The following is a 17,251-nucleotide window of genomic DNA, read 5'->3' on the forward strand; positions in this document are numbered from 1 at the left end:
TTGTTTAAGATATTCATCTTAATTAAAGAGATGTATCACTCTGTAAATGTTACAATAACTTTTTTTATCCCCCATAATGTTTCAGTTTTTTCTATGTTTGATTAATTAGAAAGATATTAATCAGGAAAATGTCTGATAACGATTGTTATAATATTGAATCAATAAAATAATTCTTTTTATAGAATTATGTTAAAAAAAGTCTTTAAAATAAAAATATTATGAGTTTGAAGACATTACATGCCTTGTAAACTCATATCTAACATTTTTTTAGTTTCGGTTGCTAGCTCTGGGGGCAGACCTGTAATGTCCATACTTAAAAATCCCCTTACAATCATTGATGCGGCTTCTTCTTCAGTTAAACCACGTGATGTAAGATATAGCACTTCTTCTTCGGCTATTTTACCCACAGCAGCTTCGTGAGACATTTCTAACTCAGTAGAACTACCTTCTAGTTCAGGGACGGCGTATATCATGGATTCGTCTGATAAAACTAGGCCATGACATTCTAAGTGTCCTTTAACATTCTGAGTTCTTCCAGCCAAGTGCCCACGAGCATAAAGTTGAGACTGGTCTTTGGACACTGCTCTTGAAATCATCTCAGCACTGGATCCTTCACCTTCCAATATAACTCTGGAACCAGTATCTAGGATGGAATCTTTTTGACCACCAAGTATAGATTGGAATACTACTTTAGAATTAGTACCGGAACAATATGCAGTAGGATATGTCTGTATGCTTCTAACAGGGCTGGTTAATATATAATTGCTTATATATGTGGAATCATCACCTACCATAACACCAGTTCTAGGACGCACATCTACTTGTTCTGCCCAGTTGTGAACCATAGTGAAAGTAATTTTAGATCCAGGTTTGAGGTAGAACTCAGATACGCCAACGTGTAAAGCTGAACTGACGTCTTCTCCAGTGGCACAACCAGTTATAATGTGGAGTTCAGAATTTTCTTCTGCTATGATTATATTGTGCGCTGTTTGCATTACGTCCTGATCACCAATGAACATACATGCTTGAAGTGGGAAAACCTCTTTAGACCCTGGAAGAGATCTTATGAAGTATCCTCCACTTCCTCCCTCTTCTGCTTCTCTAAGGGCAGTTTGAGCTGTGTATTTATCAGCATCAACAGCCACAGCTTTCCACATGTAGTCCTTTATCCAGTTATACTTGTCTAAAGCTACATTCATGCCCATTATTTCTACAGACTCAGAAGTACAGGTGCTACAAACTCCACTTTGATCTACTTGTATAAAGGTTCCGGAACGCTCTTCTTCATTAGGATCCACACCTACTTTAAGTAGAGTATCTTGAACTTTTTTAGACACTTCATTGGCACGAGTTACTTTTTCATGATCCCCTGCTTCTTCTTTTATGAATTTTTCAAGGTCAATGTCTTCTCCATAAAGGGCTTTTTTATTTTTGGCTTTTTCGGCTTTTCCTAATGTATCCCGCAACATTCTATACACCCTTTAAATCCTTCTTTTCTAATGTCGTCTAAGATTTCACTTGGATTTCCCGAACAAGCTATCCTTCCGTCCATTAAGACGTGTGCCGTATCAGCATTCACGAAATTCAAGATATAACCTAAATGAGTAATTAAAAGCCCTGACTTTCGCCTTAAACCAGGTTTCTTATCTTTGTCTAGTAAATGATTGATTTCTTCTGCAAGGAGTTCCACATTTTCAATATCCACTCCAGAATCAGGTTCATCAAACATGATAAAGTCAGGCTGCTGAGCTAGAAGTTGCAATATCTCAGATCTTTTCACTTCCCCACCTGAAAATCCAAGATTCACATCTCTATCTAAGAATCTCTCATCTAACTTCATTTTTTGAGATAATTTCGCCATTTCCGGAGAAAGTTTTTCATCTGCGGGGTCCTGACCACTTTCCACCTTTAAAAGATCCATTAAACGAACGCCTCTTATGGCTGGAGGGTTTTGGAAACTAACTCCAACTCCTCTTTTTACTCGTTCGGTGGTATTTAAATTAGTTATATTTTCTCCTTTGAATAAAATCTCCCCGTTTGTGACTTTATACTTAGGAAATCCGAGTATAGTCATAAAAAGAGTACTTTTTCCAGAACCATTAGGGCCCAGAAGAACGTGGGTTTCACCTTCATCTATATACAAATCTATATCATTTAAAACTTGTTTTCCACTTACTTCAACTGCTAGATCGGTTATTTCAAGTAGCAGTTTAACCACCACCTATTTTTACTTACTTCAATGAAAATTGTTTACATTGTAACTATGGTTATATGCTTATAAATAATTAAGTAAAAAGTTGAAAATATTTAAAAGATTAATATTTTTTTATCTGCTGTAGATGATGGTGCTTCATTTAGGAAACGGTTCTTTTCCTGTAATTAAATTTTCAAGTAAATATAACGCTTTTTTTACACCTGATTTTTGTCTTTGCATAATGACAGAAGCAGGAGAAGTTCTAAGATCTGCAGCGATATTTGAAGAGCAGCTGAAATTTATTTTATCATTGCAAATAGCTATGCCCCCTTTTCCTATGCCTGCGGTTGTACCTATTGCAATAGAAGATCCGGTTATCTCACGCACGGCTTCAGCCATCATTAAAGCCATCTTTATATCTCCTTCCTGGTCGTAGACTTTAATATCATTTATGGTGGTAAATGGAGGGTGAGGTTTTATTTTTAGCAGTGTTTCCACACCAGAAACAGTTGGGGCAAATACACTGCCAATTATTGATAATTTATGTAGGGCAGGGTCGATTTTCCAGGGATATTTTGAGGGGTAACCTTGGGAAAAAGAATGTATCTCCTGTGCAATTTTGCCATGGGTAAAACATTCGGCTGTAGAAATAGTAATTAATTCTGAATTCATTATTTCACTTTACTTTTCAATAATTTCAATATCTCTGCGGCTATGACTGCAGAAATTTTATCCAGCATGTAAGGAGTAACTGGTTCCCAATCTCTAATTAGTTTTCCAGTACCAATTAATAGGTGATTTCTAGTTATACCATTTTCTTTCAATGTTTTTACGATAGGATTTGTTTCATCAGCTTCTGAAATATCTTGTACACTTATTTCTTCTTCACCAATACCAAAAACTCCTACGGTGCTTATAGTCATTGCATCATTTAAATGGGCGTGCTTTATTATATCAGAAGTAATTTTTAGTGTATCGCCACCAGCAATTTCTATGCAGACCACATCTCCCTTGACTAAATTTATATTTTCACGGGTTATATCTTCGGGTATGGCCACGATTTCTTTGCTAAATCCTTCTCCAACCAACCTTTTCAGGAAATCAACTTTATATTCCCCTATTTTTCCACCATACATTCGGAATATTAAGTCATCAATAGAAATTTTTTGGGCATCTATTGCATAGACTAATTCTGGCCCACCTCTATGGGCTTGCAATAGATTTAAAGATGTTCTAAGTCCTAATCGGCCTAAGCCCACCAATGAAACTTTTCCTTTTGGGATTTTCTTATTTTCCATTTCATTAATTTGATTCATGTTTTCACCTTTCTTTTTATTATTCTTAATTTTTATAATCTCATATAACAATTGTTATTTTTTAGTTTAATGGATTTTTGTAATTTCAACTTCCATAAAAGCAATTTGGTGGGCATCAAAAACAAGGGAAAACATTTGAGCGAAGTTTATTGTAAAATGTTTGAGATGCCCTATTTTAAAAATTGCAGTATTAAATCTACTGGATTGGACATAATCCGTAGATAATGATTGTTATAGTATAATACCTATAAATACTTTTCTATAAAAAAGTATTACATAATGCTTTATTTCACTTTAATTTGTATTAATTTGATTAAAAAATGATTATGGGGCTAATTTGGTTGTTTAAATCTATAATATTTTTTAATTTTAGGGGCATAGCCTAATGCTATCAGTTAACTATCGTGAATGAGTGTTCCAAGGTAGATCGCTATCAAATATTTGAACTTCAACTCCACTATCAGAAATAACTTCACCTAAGCGGTAAAGCCCCGGTATTTCTGTAGCGTGATGAGTGGCATCAATTAATTTAATACCTAAATTTTTGGCAAGAATTGCCCCGGGATGTGTGAGATCACCTGATAAATATAAGTCAACTCCTTTTCCATAGGATAAGTTAATAAAATAAGGATTTAAACCAAAACCAGACACTAATGCAATATCGTTGATCAAGGTGTTTTCATCATTAACCACCCTCAGATAATCTAAATCTAACTTTTTTTGCACGAGATCCATGAATTCTTCTAGATAAACAGGGCCGTTATTCAAATTACCCAAACGTCCCAATCCAGTTGCATGGTCTAAAACACCACTTGTAGTTATATTTAAAGTATCAGCCAGAGCATCACATGCTCCTCCCGGTACAATATCCCAGTTGGAATGGATGATATACACAGGGTATTCTAATTTAATATTATCTGGTGGGGGGTGGTGCAGCACCATCAGATCGAAATCATTGTAATTTAGAATTTTTTGTTTTTTTAATTCTTCCAAATTTTTCAAGGGTAAGTAATCCATTAAAACCAGGACTTTTTCAATATTTTCTTCTAAAATCGATTTGCTACCAAAAAAACCAATTTTATCCTCATTTAAAGCTATATTTGGAGGGATCTTTTTTTCAATACTTTGAAATAACTTAGAAGTTTTCATAAGAATATCGCCAGGGAATTATTATTCTACCAAAATTTTTGAATAAATTTTTTTAAGATTTTTTTCTATAATGGAATCGGGGTCAATTTTACCCAGGGATGAAACTACAATGGCTGGTCTCTGGATTGTTTTTAGAAACTTTGCTGTGTCTTTTTCCTGGAAGAGAATTCTCTCATAAAAATCAAGTGAAGAAACAGAATAGAGTACGCCCTCCTTATGGAGCACTTCATGCATGGAATTTTTCATAACTTCCACAGCAAGACTCATAGTCCCGGAAGTCTTTGTATTCAATCCTTCAGTAAAAATTTGACCTATAAAAGGAGCATTAAAATATTCAAGGCGATTCTTAGTTGCATCGATTTTTTTAATCATTTCATCACTACCATCAGAGGTTGGGTTTTCTGCTAAGAATACTTCTGGAGCTTTCAGATGATTCATTTCTTCTGAAGATAACCCTCCTAGGCCCGTGGTATCAACAATTAGATCAAAAGTCTGCTGTATGTTAAGCTCATATATGCTGTTTTTAAAGGTTACAGACGAATCAAGGAAAGATTTAACCTGGGGGTGGATGTCCACCACAGTCACATGTCCTCTCTTAACAAGATCGTTTGCAATCTTTGCCCCGGTGAGGTAGGTACCCACAATCAAAGTATGGGACGGTTGAATATTATTTGCACTCAGGTACTTCAAAACGGCATTTTTTTTGTAATCCGCAATGGTATTTATTATATCTTCCACTGTGGTTTTAGAAAAAATAGTTTTAACTGTGGAAGTGATGCCGGGTTCAATCTGGTCTGATTTAGGGGTTTTCTTGTTTTTCATACAATTTTCCGGGTAATATTTATTCTTTTGAAAAACCAATTCTCTCCAGTGCAGCTGTGATTTCATCTCTAACTGCATCTTGCACAGATTTTCCATGGATTACATGGGCCGGAGATATGGTGGCTGATAGTAAACGACCTTTATTATCTATTATTACTAACATTGACCCGGATCCAGGAACCCCTAGGCGCCCTCGAGCTATAACTAGGTCTGCAGAAGAAATATCTAAAGCCATAATTGCTTTACTTAGGGCAGGCATCCGTGTAAGGTCGCATGAGTTTGTGTGGAATTCTAAGTGCTCTGCTTTTTTCAGTTCAAAATCTTTTAGAACCTGATTAACCACGTCTATTTTTGCTTTATTCCAGTTGGGCACAATTATTCGCTTTGCATTTTTAATATATGCCTTAATTTTTTTAACTTCTGCAAAACTGTCTCCCCTGCGAGTTCCGTCAACTGATTCTTGATAAGCATTTTTAATAGATTTTTCCAGATTCACTTAATCACCAATAAAATTATTATTAATCAGTATATTTGGGGAACTTTATTTTTATAGTGATTAGAATTTTGAGGTTCATTTAGTTGAGCTTTTAAACCCATTTCATCTAAAACCTCTAAAACATCTTTTAAATTTCCAAAAACAGGAGAACCTACTCCTTTCACTTCGTGAGGATAAGAATCTGGAATAACTGTTGCTAAATTATCTGCTCCGGCCATAAGAGAGAACTGGACATTCTTGGGACCGATAGTAGGAGTGGGCACAGTTATTCTAATCGGTGGGAACAAAATTCGAGTTATGGCAATGGTTTTCAACTGTTCTTCTAATGAGCATTTGGGATGATTTTCCATGGGAGTGCCTTTATATGGGTTAAAACCCATTATTGGAATTTCTCCAAGAGTTTCAAATCTTTTTAAAAAATTTAAATGATTTATGCGGTCTTGATATGACTCACCTAGCCCTATTAAAAGGCCTGAAGAAAGTTCTACTCCCTCATCCGAAACCATTTGGCATATTTCTATGCGTTGATCTAATGTTTCGCCAGGTTTTAAGTCATTAAAAATTTCTTCATTAACAGTTTCTAAATTACAACAAATAGTATCTGTTTCATAATATGCTAATTGTTCTATGGCAGATTTAGTTAAATCTGAACCTACATTAACTAGTAATTCCAGTGAAGTATTTTCTTTAACAATTTGGGCGGCTTTAACAGCATGTTTGCCCTTAAAACCATGGGCACCTGAACAGCTTACTCGGGGTATTCCCGATTTTTCGATATTTAAAACAGCATCTAATATTTCCTGATCTTGTTTGAAAAATGAATGAAAATATCCTTCTTTGGATGTTCCTGCAGCAAAACCACAGTATTTACATTTAGGACTAACCTGGCACTTATTAGTCATATGGACAGTAGAAGTTAGTTTAATGGGCCGGTTATTTTTATTTCTGATTTTTACTGCGGTTTTCAGCATTTTTATGAAATCAACATAGTTATCAATTTGAAATAAAGCTAATATTTCATTGTTTTCCAGTGATTTCCCACTTAATGCTTTTTTTAATATTTCATTTATCAATTTAACACCATGTCGTTTAATGCGTATCAGAATTATTTAATTATAGTATATCTTTTTTAAAATATTTTTTTAACTATTGAATAGTCCCAATATAATATTTATACATTAATTTTTATTACAAAAAAGAAATAAAAAAAAGTATTTTATTATTTAGTTCTTTTTTCTAAAGATTCTAAGATGGTTGGTAGAATTTCTCCAGTAGCTCCGAAGTTCATGGAATCAGCAGTTCCCAGTAATGCGCCTGGTTCTAAACTTTCTTCCATTTTATCAATACCTACTTTGTTCATTAGAGCAGTAACTTGTTCTAATGATTCTTTGGCCATCATTTGAGCAAATCCTGCTGGAGCACCTAAAACATTCATTACAGAGTCACGGTATCCTAAAATACCAGCGTAAGTAATTGCAGTTAGGGCAGAGCACATGTCACAAACAGGTCCTAATAGTTCGGCTGGTAGTGTGTAAGCATTTCCTCTGGCAGTTGCACCTAGTTCCATTAATTTATTAATGGAATCATTGTTGGCAAATCCTTCAGCAATGTATACTTGACCTTTCATTTCAGGTACTGCACCAGGGTGGTAAGATGATACATTAACTTTAGGGGCAACATTCATTTCAGGGCTGCTTAAATCATCAAATATTTTTTGGAACATGGTGGTGGGTACGGTACATGCATGGGTTAATATTGCGCCTTCTTTTATACTATCAGCGAATTTTTCTATGATTCCCATCTGCATGTCGCCTTTTGGTAACCAAGTCATAATCCAATCTGCATCAGCTACAGCTTCAACATCATTAGATGTTACCTCAAAACCAAGGTCTTCCGGATCAGTAAAGTGTATTGCTCCTTTAGGTGGTTTTGGTAAGTCTTTAGCAACTTCATTAACTTTTGCTCTAATATCGGGCATTACTTTTTCTGGATCTTCTTTGTGAGCTTCGATTACATCTTCATAGGCAAAATCATCAATTACGGTAATTCCATGATCGAAAATTGGATCTGCAATTACGATATCCTTTATTCCACATAATTCCATTAACTCTGCACCCATGGTTATGGTGGAGTGGGTCATGGCGATTTCTGGTTTTCCAACTGATTCAGCTACTTCACATGCTCGTGAAAAATTAGTAATTCCACTAGCAGCGTGAGTTCTGTAACATCCTGCTCCTAATATTGCAACTTTCATACTAAAACACCTTTTTCATATCAATTATTCATACTACTTTAATAATAAGTAGTACTTATAAATAGGTGGATTTCTATATAAATTTTTTGGTTAGAAATTCTTTCAAAAACTTCTTATAATACTAATCGCCATCTTAAAATTTGTTGGATTTATTTTATATTATTATTACTCTTCTATGGAAAATAAATGGATTATTATTACTATTGTTTTTTAAAAATGAATCTTTTTAATATGTTAAATATTTAATATTAACCTATATTTTTATATTACTTATTCATTATAATATAAAAAATTATTAAAATATTAATAATATGTTTAGCACTTTCATGGCTTTGTTTTTTCATAGTTCTGGGTTATATTGTTTTAAATACATTTATTTTTTTTAATTGTCACTACAATAACTTTTTGAAGTGTTTTGGCCTATATTAGTTTGATATAATGAATTTTTTATTATTATTACAATAATACATTATTATTATTTTTTGTAATATACTAATTCTCAATATCTATTTTTCTTTAAAATAATTTTAAAATTTTTTTTTTTTAAAATATGGGTTTGTGGTGTCTTTTGATAAGGTAAAACGACTATTGGGTGATTAAATATTTTAGAAAGATTTATATCTGTAATACTATTTATTCGATATTTATCACAATCGCATTGGTGTTGACAGGTGAGAATATGGAAATGCATATACAAAAAATCGGGATGTTTCGCCCGGATATTAATCCTAAATCTTGTAATTTAGATTTGGATTTAGATTGGAGCATTGATTATACTAATTTAAATTCAAATTGTACTGAGTACATTTTTAGGGTTCAGAATCTGAATAAATTCCCTTTAAACTTTAAAATTGAAGGATTTTTAAGTTATAATGATTCAGAAGAGTTTTCTGAAAGTGTTTCGCCTTTAATTCTGAATAAAGGCCTTAAAATAATCGTAAAAATGATAAACTTGACTAAAGAGTGTTCTTTGGATCACGAAGAATCAGAATATTCATTGAAAATGCCTGATACTCAAAATAAAGATAATTTATCTAAATATAGTGAAATAAATCTCATATAGGTATTAAATAATTAAAAAACTATGTGAAAAGGTGTAAAAATGATGATAAAGCATACAATATGCCCCTCCTGTAGTGTAGGGTGCGGTATAAATTTAATCAATAGAGATGAAGTAGTTATCGGCACTTACCCTTATAAAAAACATCCTGTTAATGAGGGAAAGAACTGTATAAAAGGAAGAGATAGCTTTGAGAAAGTAAACAATCAACAGAGAATAAAAACTCCCATGATTAAAAAAAATAATGCATTCAATGGTGTTGATTGGGAAAAATCATTAAAATTTATTTCAGAAAAACTAAAAACGTATTCGCCCAATGAATTAGGGATCATTGCATCTGGAACAAACACTAATGAAGAAGCAGAGATCATAAACAGTTTCGCAAGTTCTTATGGGGTCACTCAGATTGGTTATTATTCTGGAGAATTCCCGGAATTTGATGAACAAGTTGCTTCTATGGATGAAATAAATAATTCTGATTTTATTTTTATAATAGGCGATGTATTAAAAGACAACCCATTAATTGGTCGAAGAATTATCTTAGCCAAAGAAAAGGGTGCTGAAATAGCTTCGGTAGATACTTTAAATATCAGCACTACCAGTATGAATTCTGATAAATATCTCCAGGTTGATTCAATTTCAGAATTTATGGACAATGGTTTTAAGGAGATAATTGATAATTTAACGGAATCGTCAATAATCATATTCAATAAATTAGATGATAAAAATGATTTTGAAAAGATATTAAGAGTTTCTAAGATGAATAAATCTAAAATATTGCCTGTTTTAAAGGAATGTAATAGTAAAGGAGTCATGGATCATATTACTCCGATGAATACCTCTCAAATAAAAGATTTAATTAGTAAAGTCAAAGTTTTGATGATCATACAGGATGATACAGCTTCATATATTGGAGAATCTGAATTTAAAGGATTGGATTTGTTAATAATCATTGCCACATCTACTAATGAAACAACTAATCTAGCTGATATTATTTTACCCGGAACTTGTTGGGCTGAAAAAGAAGGATCATTCACCAACAGCGCAGGAAATACTCAAAACTTTTCTAAGGTGGTTAATGCACCCGAAAATGCTTTGGAAGATGCATTGATTTTACATAAAATTGCTGAAAATGTGGGAATTGATTTATAGGTGATATAATGAGTTCTAAATATATACTTGCCCGAGCAAAAGATGAAAAAATCCGTGAAAATGGGGCGTGCGGTGGTGCTGTTAGCGGTCTTTTCCAGTACCTGTTAGATGAAAAAGAGATTGATGGAATATTAACCTTGACTAAAGGTGAGGATGTTTACGATGGGATACCTGCACTGATTACAGAATCTTCGGAAATCATTGAAACATGTGGTTCCCTCCATTGCGCTCCTACTATGGTTGGAGATCTAATCTCCAGATTTTTAAGTGATTTAAAAGTTGGTGTTGCTGTAAAACCGTGTGATGCTATGGCCATCAACGAACTTGAAAAGCGAAATCAGATAGATCCCGAGAAAGTTTATCAAATAGGCCTCAACTGCGGGGGTACATTAATGCCCCAGACCGCTAAAAGGATGATTGAACTATTTTATGAAGTGGACCCTGCTGATGTAATCAAAGAAGAAATCGACAAAGGACAATTTATCGTAGAATTAAAAGATGGAACGCATAAGTCAGTTAAAATTGACGATTTGGAAGAAGAGGGATATGGTCGCCGTGAAAACTGTCAAAGATGTGAATTGATGGTTCCACGTAATGCAGATGTAGCTTGTGGTAATTGGGGATCCGAGGATGAATGGACGTTTATTGAAATTAACACACCTAAAGGAGAAAAATTAGTAGAAGATGCAAAAAATAAGGGATATGTCGAAATTAAAACACCCTCTGATAAATTAATTGGCATCCGTGAAAAAGTTGAAGGAATAATGATCAAACTGGCCCAGAAATTCCAGGGTAAACTACTAGATGCTCAATATCCCTCCATTGAAAAATGGGATGAATATTGGGGTCGCTGTATTAAATGTTACGGGTGTCGTGATGTTTGTCCGGTATGCTGGTGCAGGGAATGTGAACTAGAAAAAGAATTTTATCAGGAAGACGGTCAAACACCTCCAGATCCATTGACTTTTCAGGGTGTAAGATTATCTCATATGGCATTTAGCTGCGTAAACTGTGGGCAATGTGAAGATGTATGTCCTATGGAAATTCCGGTTTCCAAAATATATGATAAAATTCAGAAAAAATACCGTGAAAAAACAGGATATGTGGCCGGTGTTAGCGATGAAATGCCCCCATTATATAGTCCTGAAAAGGAATAAATGAGGATACTTTGGATAAATGGAAATTATAATAAGGTGATTATATGTCTGAACCAAAAATATTAGGGTTTTGTTGTAACTGGTGCTCCTATGGAGGGGCAGATACTGCGGGAACTGCCCGAATGCAGTACCCTCCAAGTGTTAGAATTATTCGTGTAATGTGTTCTGGTAGAATTAATGCTTCTATGATTCTTAAGGCTTTTAGAGATGGGGCTGATGGTGTTTTTGTAGGTGGTTGCCATATGGGTGACTGCCACTATGATGCTGGTAACTATAAATGGAGAAGAAGGGCTGATATGATTGGAGATATACTACCTGAGTTTGGAATTGAAAAAGAAAGATTCAGATTTGAATGGATTTCAGCATCAGAAGGTGAAAAGTTCCAGAAAACCATGACTGAATTCTATGATAATGTAAATGAATTGGGTCCAGTTCACAGATCTTTTTCTAAATAACTTTTAATATTTTTTTTATTTTATTATTTTTTTACTTCAATTATTTTAGTATTACTAAGTTAAACTTTAATAGCAATAAGCATTCAATAACTTAGATAAATCTAAACTGATACTTAATATAATTAATAAGTGATTAAGTTTGATTTTTACTAGGATACGTTGTGGATGAATAAAACTATTTTTCGGTGAAAAAATGCATGATATTGTAAAAGAAGCAATAAATGATCTAGATGCTGCTTGGGAGCTATCTAAACTAAAAAAAGATCCTTTAGAGATTATAGATGCTGTTTCAGAACTTGAAAGAAATGATGTTTACAAACTGGGAATGAATTTCAAAACATTCCCTTTGGGTTGTGATTTAACTGAAATTTTGGCAGGTACCTGTGCATCTGATCTTGATAAAATTGATTTAATAGGTAACTGTGTTCTATCAGATAGCATTGGAGCTTCTATTCATGTCTGTGCTTATGCTTTTGCAGATATCGCTGAATCCAATGGGATGAGGCCCATAGATTTAATAAGGGAAGTAAGGGAAGCAACTGATGTTCCCATGGATCTGGATCATTTTGGAAAATTTGGCCCCATGAGGTTTCCTAAAGAGATTATACGGTGCCATGGGCAGTGTTATATGCAAGGACCTCCCTTTGATGGGTGTCCTAGGGATAGGATTCATTCGAGACTTTTGGATAAGGAAAAAGATAGCCTTGCTGATAGGGAAGAATGGGTCAAATTAGCTTCTTCGGTAGCAATCAACCTAACATGTGTACAGGGTGGAGAAAGCCATGCCGCCCCTTTAGATGAAGCTAAAGAAGTTGCAGATTTGGCAAAAAAACATGGTAAGGGGATTGAATCAATAATGTTTGTAGGAGATGGCTATGATGATTTGATTTCAGGATTTAACACGGCTCTGGATATGAATGCTGATGTTTTTGTATTGGAAGGTGGCCCATTTAATCAGGCAGAGGATAGGTTAGATGCATTCGCTCGTGCAGTAGCCATTGCCAGAATTTTAGTGCCCGGTAAAATTGTTGCTACTAATGGTGCATACGAAGATGAATGTCGTGTTGGATTGAGAGCGGGGTTAAATGCAATTATAACTGGCTTTCCTCAAAACCATCATGGTTATATGTGTGGTTACTCTCCAGGTACTGCAAAAAGAGGTAATTTTGGATTACCTCGAGTTATGCAAATCATTAGGGAAGAAATTAATTGTGGTTGTGGTTGTGGTTCTCAGACCAGAGCACCAATAGGAAAAGATGAATTGGAAGCACTTGCAGCATCAGTAAAAGTTGTGGGTCCGGAAAATGTGTATCCTCAAAAGATTGGAGATACTTATTTAGGTGATGCCCACTGGGTTTGCATTGCACAGTCTCCACTTTATTCCAAAGCTCAGATTACGAATACTGTTTCAGATATCGCCCAAATGACCAAAGATGGTGAAATTAAAGAAACTGTGGCTCTTTTCGGCGGAAGATTTGTTTCATGGGCCATGGCCAAGGAACTCGATGGTATGGTGGATCAGATTATTATAAGTGACTTAGACCCATGGGTTGAAAAAGTCACAGTGAATAATTTAAGATCAGAACTTAAAACTGATATCATTAGAGGTAATTCTGATGATAAGGGATCCTATGATCTGGCAGATACTTCAATTATAACTTCCACCATTCCTAATCTAGCACGGAAATTATCTAAAAATCTTCCGGGGGCTATATCTCTGGTGGATTAACTCCTATTTTTTTTATTTAATTAGATTCGATTATGATATATTATAATTAAAATTTGTATTACTTTATTAAAAAAAATATCTTAAAAGAGCTCAATGATGGGGTATGAGTTGTATTCTCATCGTTTTATCTGTTTTTGAAGTTTATAACGATAATTTAAACTATTTAAATCTGAAAACAAATTATCTTTGCTCTTTTATATATGTAATACCAAACTTGAAATTATTAATCTGATATATAAAATTTTCGACTTGTTTTTATAAGTAACCTTTATACTTACTTGACTTAAATCCATATAACAAGTACAATTAATAGACCATTTTTCTGGTACCATTGATGTACAGCATATTATATAAGCAAGGAGGAAACTCTATGGCTGAGGATGACGTAAAAATTGTAATGTTTTGTTGCAACTGGTGCTCCTACGGTGGGGCTGACACTGCAGGTACAGCAAGGATGCAATACCCGCCAAATGTCCGAGTAATTCGAGTAATGTGTTCCGGACGAATTGAACCACAATTTGTGTTCAAAGCTTTCCGAGAAGGCGCTGACGGTGTTATTGTAGCAGGTTGTCACCACGGAGACTGCCACTACGACGCAGGAAACTACAAACTTGATAGAAGAATGAGACTTATCTACAAACTAGCAGAAGATATGGGAATTGGAAAAGAAAGGATTTACCACGACTGGATCTCTGCATCTGAAGGTGAAAAATTCGCTAACACCGTTACCATGATGGTTAACCGAATTAAGGATTTAGGTCCATCCCCATTGAAAGCACAAATTGAGGCTGAAGCATAAGTGGAGGAAAAAGAATGGCCGATAAAGTAAAAATAGGAACCATGTGGCTGGGCGGATGCTCGGGATGTCACTTATCCATTGCTGATTTCCACGAAGCTCTTCTAGATGTTATGGAATTAGCTGACTTTGAATTCAGCCCAGTATTAATGGACACCAAATATGATGAAGTCCCAGAAGTGGACGTTATGATCATTGAAGGTGGAATAGTAAACGAAGAAAACAGGGAAATGGCTGAACTAATGAGAGAAAAAGCAGGTTTAGTCATAAGCTATGGAACTTGTGCAGTCTACGGCGGAATTCCCGGACTAAGAAACCTCTGGCCTAAAGAGGAAGTAATGGAAGAAGCTTACATTAACTCATGCAGTACTCCTAACCCTGAAGGAATTATTCCTTGTGAGGAAGTCCCTGCATTAGAAAGTAGAGTACGACCTTTAGCTGAAGCAATTGATGTTGATTTAGCTATTCCTGGATGTCCTCCACGATCTGATGTGGTTGCTCAAGCTGTTTTAGGATTATTAAAAGGAGAAGCAATAGAACTTCCATCAACTAATCTTTGTGAAGTTTGTCCTAGAGAAAAACCACCGGAAGGTTTGGCTATGGACTTCATAAAAAGACAGTTTGAAGTTGGAAAACCTGAAGAAGAATTATGCCTTATCCCTCAAGGATTAATATGTATGGGGCCAGCAACTGTTTCACTATGTGGTGCAGAATGTCCTAGCATAGCAATTCAGTGCAGAGGATGCTACGGACCTACTCCTAAGGTTCAAGATCAAGGTGCTAAAATGATTAGTGCTATTGCTTCTGATTATAAGGTAGAAGAAGACAAAACAGTTGATCCTGAAGAAGTAGCAGATCAATTAGATGATATAGTCGGTACTTTCTACACTTATACACTCCCAGCGGCATTAGTGCCTATGAAAATCCAAAAGGAGGGTAAATAAATGGTAAAACTTACAATGGAACCTGTAACTCGGATTGAAGGTCACGCAAAAATTACCGTTCATCTGGACGATGCTGGAAACGTGGAAGACACCAGGTTACATGTTATGGAATTCCGTGGGTTTGAAAAATTCCTACAAGGAAGAAACATAGAAGAAGTTCCAAGAATTGTACCAAGAATTTGTGGTATATGTGACGTACAACACCACTTAGCTGCTGCTAAAGCAGTAGATGCTTGTTTTGGTTTCGAAGCAGATGATGTATTACCTGCAGCTTATAAAATGAGAGAAATAATGAACTGGGGCTCATTCATGCACTCCCACGCTCTGCATTTCTACTTCCTGGCTGCACCTGATTTCATTGCTGGAAAAGACAGAAAAACAAGAAACGTATTCCAAATTATTAAAGACGCACCTGATGTTGCTCTACAAGCTATCCAACTCAGGAAAAACGGTCTAGAAATGGTTAAAAAAATAGGCGGACGACCTATTCACCCAACTTCTTCTACTCCTGGGGGTATTTCCAGTGAATTAGATGATGAAACCCAAAAAGACCTCTTGAAAAGAGCTCAAGAAAACGTAGAATTATCTCAAGCTACTCTTGACTTAGCTATACCTATATTTGAAGAAAATATTGACCTAGTAAATTCATTAGGTAATATTGTAACTCCGCACATGGGTCTTGTTAAGAACGGTGGCGACTGGGATGTTTACGATGGTGATGTCCGAATCAAAGACGCAGAAGGTAACCTCTTTAGAGAATTCAAACCTGCTGACTATACTGACACCATTGCTGAACACGTAAAACCATACTCCTGGTTAAAATTCCCATACATCAAAGAAATGGGATACCCAGACGGTGTTTACAGAGTCGCTCCATTATCACGGATAAATGTTGTAGACAAAATGCCTGATGCTGCACCACTCGCTCAAGACAGACTCAAAGAATTCCGAGATTCCTTTGGATATGGTCAACAAACCTTACTCTTCCACTGGGCTAGACTCATCGAAATGTTAGCTTCAGCTGAATGTGCTGCTGATGCTTTAGAAGGAGACCTATCCGCACAAAAATTCCCAGATTCACTTGAAAGAGTAGCTGGTGAAGGTGTAGGTATAGTGGAAGCACCTCGTGGAACTTTAACTCACCACTATGCATGTGATGAAAACGGTCAAGTTACTAAAGCTAACATTGTAGTTGCAACTATCCAGAACAACCCCGCCATGGAAATGGGTATCCAAAAGGTTGCTCAGGACTACATTAAACCAGGCGTAGAAGTAGACGACAAGATCTTCAACTTAATGGAAATGGTTATCCGAGCATACGATCCATGTCTATCCTGTGCTACCCACACCATCGACAGCCAAATGAGACTTGCCACCTTAGAAGTGTTTGACAAACAGGGTAACCTGGTCAACAGAATCTAATCTCGCCGGAAGGTGGTAAAAATGATAGTAGTCAACAAAGAAGACTGCATCAGGTGTGGCGCTTGCCAAGGCACTTGCCCTACTGCAGCTATTGAAGTAACTCCTGCAAATGTGATTTACTGTGATATCTGTGGCGGCGAACCAAAATGTGTTGCAACTTGCCCTCAAGATGCATTAAAATTAGAGGAAATGGTCTTAGATGAAGAAGGCACTACTCAAGGTAGAATTGTCTTCAACCCTGCTCTATGTGATGAGTGTGGTGACTGTGTAGATGTGTGTCCCCCTCAGACTCTTAAATTGGAAGA

General features: G+C 35.5%; 18 protein-coding genes. 9 read left to right on the forward strand and 9 right to left on the reverse strand.

Annotated elements, in window-relative coordinates:
- Positions 1-233: 233 nt before the first annotated feature.
- The 9 genes from MXE27_RS11200 to hmd all read right to left on the reverse strand — a co-directional run bounded on the left by MXE27_RS11200 (position 234) and on the right by hmd (position 8,231).
- Positions 234-1,469, reverse strand: a complete 1,236-nt coding sequence (locus tag MXE27_RS11200) for a SufB/SufD family protein (protein ID WP_248612530.1) — start codon at positions 1,467-1,469, stop codon at positions 234-236.
- On the reverse strand, positions 1,451-2,209 hold the full coding sequence (sufC, locus tag MXE27_RS11205; protein WP_248612549.1) for a Fe-S cluster assembly ATPase SufC: 759 nt from the start codon (positions 2,207-2,209) through the stop codon (positions 1,451-1,453). The genes MXE27_RS11200 and sufC overlap by 19 nt, the downstream gene beginning before the upstream one ends.
- A gap of 141 nt (positions 2,210-2,350) precedes the next feature.
- On the reverse strand, positions 2,351-2,866 hold the full coding sequence (locus MXE27_RS11210; protein ID WP_248612531.1) for a UPF0254 family protein: 516 nt from the start codon (positions 2,864-2,866) through the stop codon (positions 2,351-2,353).
- Entirely contained in the window at positions 2,866-3,510 is a 645-nt protein-coding gene (locus tag MXE27_RS11215; protein ID WP_248612532.1) for a hypothetical protein, read from the reverse strand. The genes MXE27_RS11210 and MXE27_RS11215 overlap by 1 nt, the downstream gene beginning before the upstream one ends.
- Positions 3,511-3,909: 399 nt before the next feature.
- Positions 3,910-4,659 carry a Nif3-like dinuclear metal center hexameric protein gene (locus MXE27_RS11220; RefSeq protein WP_248612533.1) on the reverse strand — a complete coding sequence of 250 codons (750 nt, stop codon included), beginning with the start codon at positions 4,657-4,659 and terminating at the stop codon, positions 3,910-3,912.
- A 21-nt stretch (positions 4,660-4,680) separates the two neighbouring features.
- Positions 4,681-5,481, reverse strand: coding sequence for an SAM-dependent methyltransferase HcgC family protein (locus MXE27_RS11225; protein WP_248612534.1), 801 nt, complete (start codon positions 5,479-5,481; stop codon positions 4,681-4,683).
- Between the two features lie 19 nt (positions 5,482-5,500).
- The gene (locus MXE27_RS11230) at positions 5,501-5,977 is read right to left on the reverse strand and encodes a DUF3236 domain-containing protein (protein ID WP_248612535.1); all 477 of its coding nucleotides are present in this window, start codon (positions 5,975-5,977) and stop codon (positions 5,501-5,503) included.
- Between the two features lie 26 nt (positions 5,978-6,003).
- Positions 6,004-7,050 (reverse strand): 5,10-methenyltetrahydromethanopterin hydrogenase cofactor biosynthesis protein HmdB, encoded by a 1,047-nt coding sequence (gene hmdB / locus MXE27_RS11235; protein WP_248612536.1) that lies wholly within the window; start codon positions 7,048-7,050, stop codon positions 6,004-6,006.
- A 146-nt stretch (positions 7,051-7,196) separates the two neighbouring features.
- A complete protein-coding gene (gene hmd / locus MXE27_RS11240; protein ID WP_248612537.1) occupies positions 7,197-8,231 on the reverse strand; it encodes a 5,10-methenyltetrahydromethanopterin hydrogenase in 1,035 nt (344 codons plus the stop codon).
- Between the two features lie 679 nt (positions 8,232-8,910).
- Here hmd and MXE27_RS11245 point away from each other — a divergent pair.
- The 9 genes from MXE27_RS11245 to MXE27_RS11285 form a co-directional block, all read left to right on the forward strand.
- On the forward strand, positions 8,911-9,294 hold the full coding sequence (locus MXE27_RS11245) for a hypothetical protein (protein WP_248612538.1): 384 nt from the start codon (positions 8,911-8,913) through the stop codon (positions 9,292-9,294).
- A gap of 39 nt (positions 9,295-9,333) precedes the next feature.
- Complete coding sequence (locus MXE27_RS11250; protein WP_248612539.1) at positions 9,334-10,443, forward strand: molybdopterin-dependent oxidoreductase; 1,110 nt, start codon at positions 9,334-9,336, stop codon at positions 10,441-10,443.
- 8 nt (positions 10,444-10,451) lie between these two features.
- The gene (locus MXE27_RS11255) at positions 10,452-11,600 is read left to right on the forward strand and encodes a Coenzyme F420 hydrogenase/dehydrogenase, beta subunit C-terminal domain (protein ID WP_248612540.1); all 1,149 of its coding nucleotides are present in this window, start codon (positions 10,452-10,454) and stop codon (positions 11,598-11,600) included.
- 44 nt (positions 11,601-11,644) lie between these two features.
- The gene (locus MXE27_RS11260) at positions 11,645-12,055 is read left to right on the forward strand and encodes a hydrogenase iron-sulfur subunit (protein ID WP_248612541.1); all 411 of its coding nucleotides are present in this window, start codon (positions 11,645-11,647) and stop codon (positions 12,053-12,055) included.
- Positions 12,056-12,248: 193 nt separating this feature from the next.
- Positions 12,249-13,784 carry a 5,10-methenyltetrahydromethanopterin hydrogenase cofactor biosynthesis protein HmdC gene (hmdC, locus tag MXE27_RS11265; protein ID WP_248612542.1) on the forward strand — a complete coding sequence of 512 codons (1,536 nt, stop codon included), beginning with the start codon at positions 12,249-12,251 and terminating at the stop codon, positions 13,782-13,784.
- Positions 13,785-14,154: 370 nt separating this feature from the next.
- Complete coding sequence (locus MXE27_RS11270) at positions 14,155-14,583, forward strand: hydrogenase iron-sulfur subunit (RefSeq protein ID WP_248612543.1); 429 nt, start codon at positions 14,155-14,157, stop codon at positions 14,581-14,583.
- A 14-nt stretch (positions 14,584-14,597) separates the two neighbouring features.
- Positions 14,598-15,524 (forward strand): F420-non-reducing hydrogenase subunit MvhG, encoded by a 927-nt coding sequence (mvhG, locus tag MXE27_RS11275; protein ID WP_248612544.1) that lies wholly within the window; start codon positions 14,598-14,600, stop codon positions 15,522-15,524.
- Positions 15,525-16,946: a F420-non-reducing hydrogenase subunit MvhA gene (gene mvhA, locus MXE27_RS11280; RefSeq protein WP_248612545.1), complete on the forward strand. Its 1,422-nt coding sequence runs from the start codon at positions 15,525-15,527 to the stop codon at positions 16,944-16,946.
- Between the two features lie 21 nt (positions 16,947-16,967).
- On the forward strand, positions 16,968-17,251 hold a 284-nt coding region (locus MXE27_RS11285), incomplete at its 3' end, for a 4Fe-4S dicluster domain-containing protein (protein WP_248612546.1).

It is taken from the genome of Methanobacterium alcaliphilum (assembly GCF_023227715.1).
Taxonomy (GTDB): Archaea; Methanobacteriota; Methanobacteria; order Methanobacteriales; family Methanobacteriaceae; genus Methanobacterium_E; species Methanobacterium_E alcaliphilum.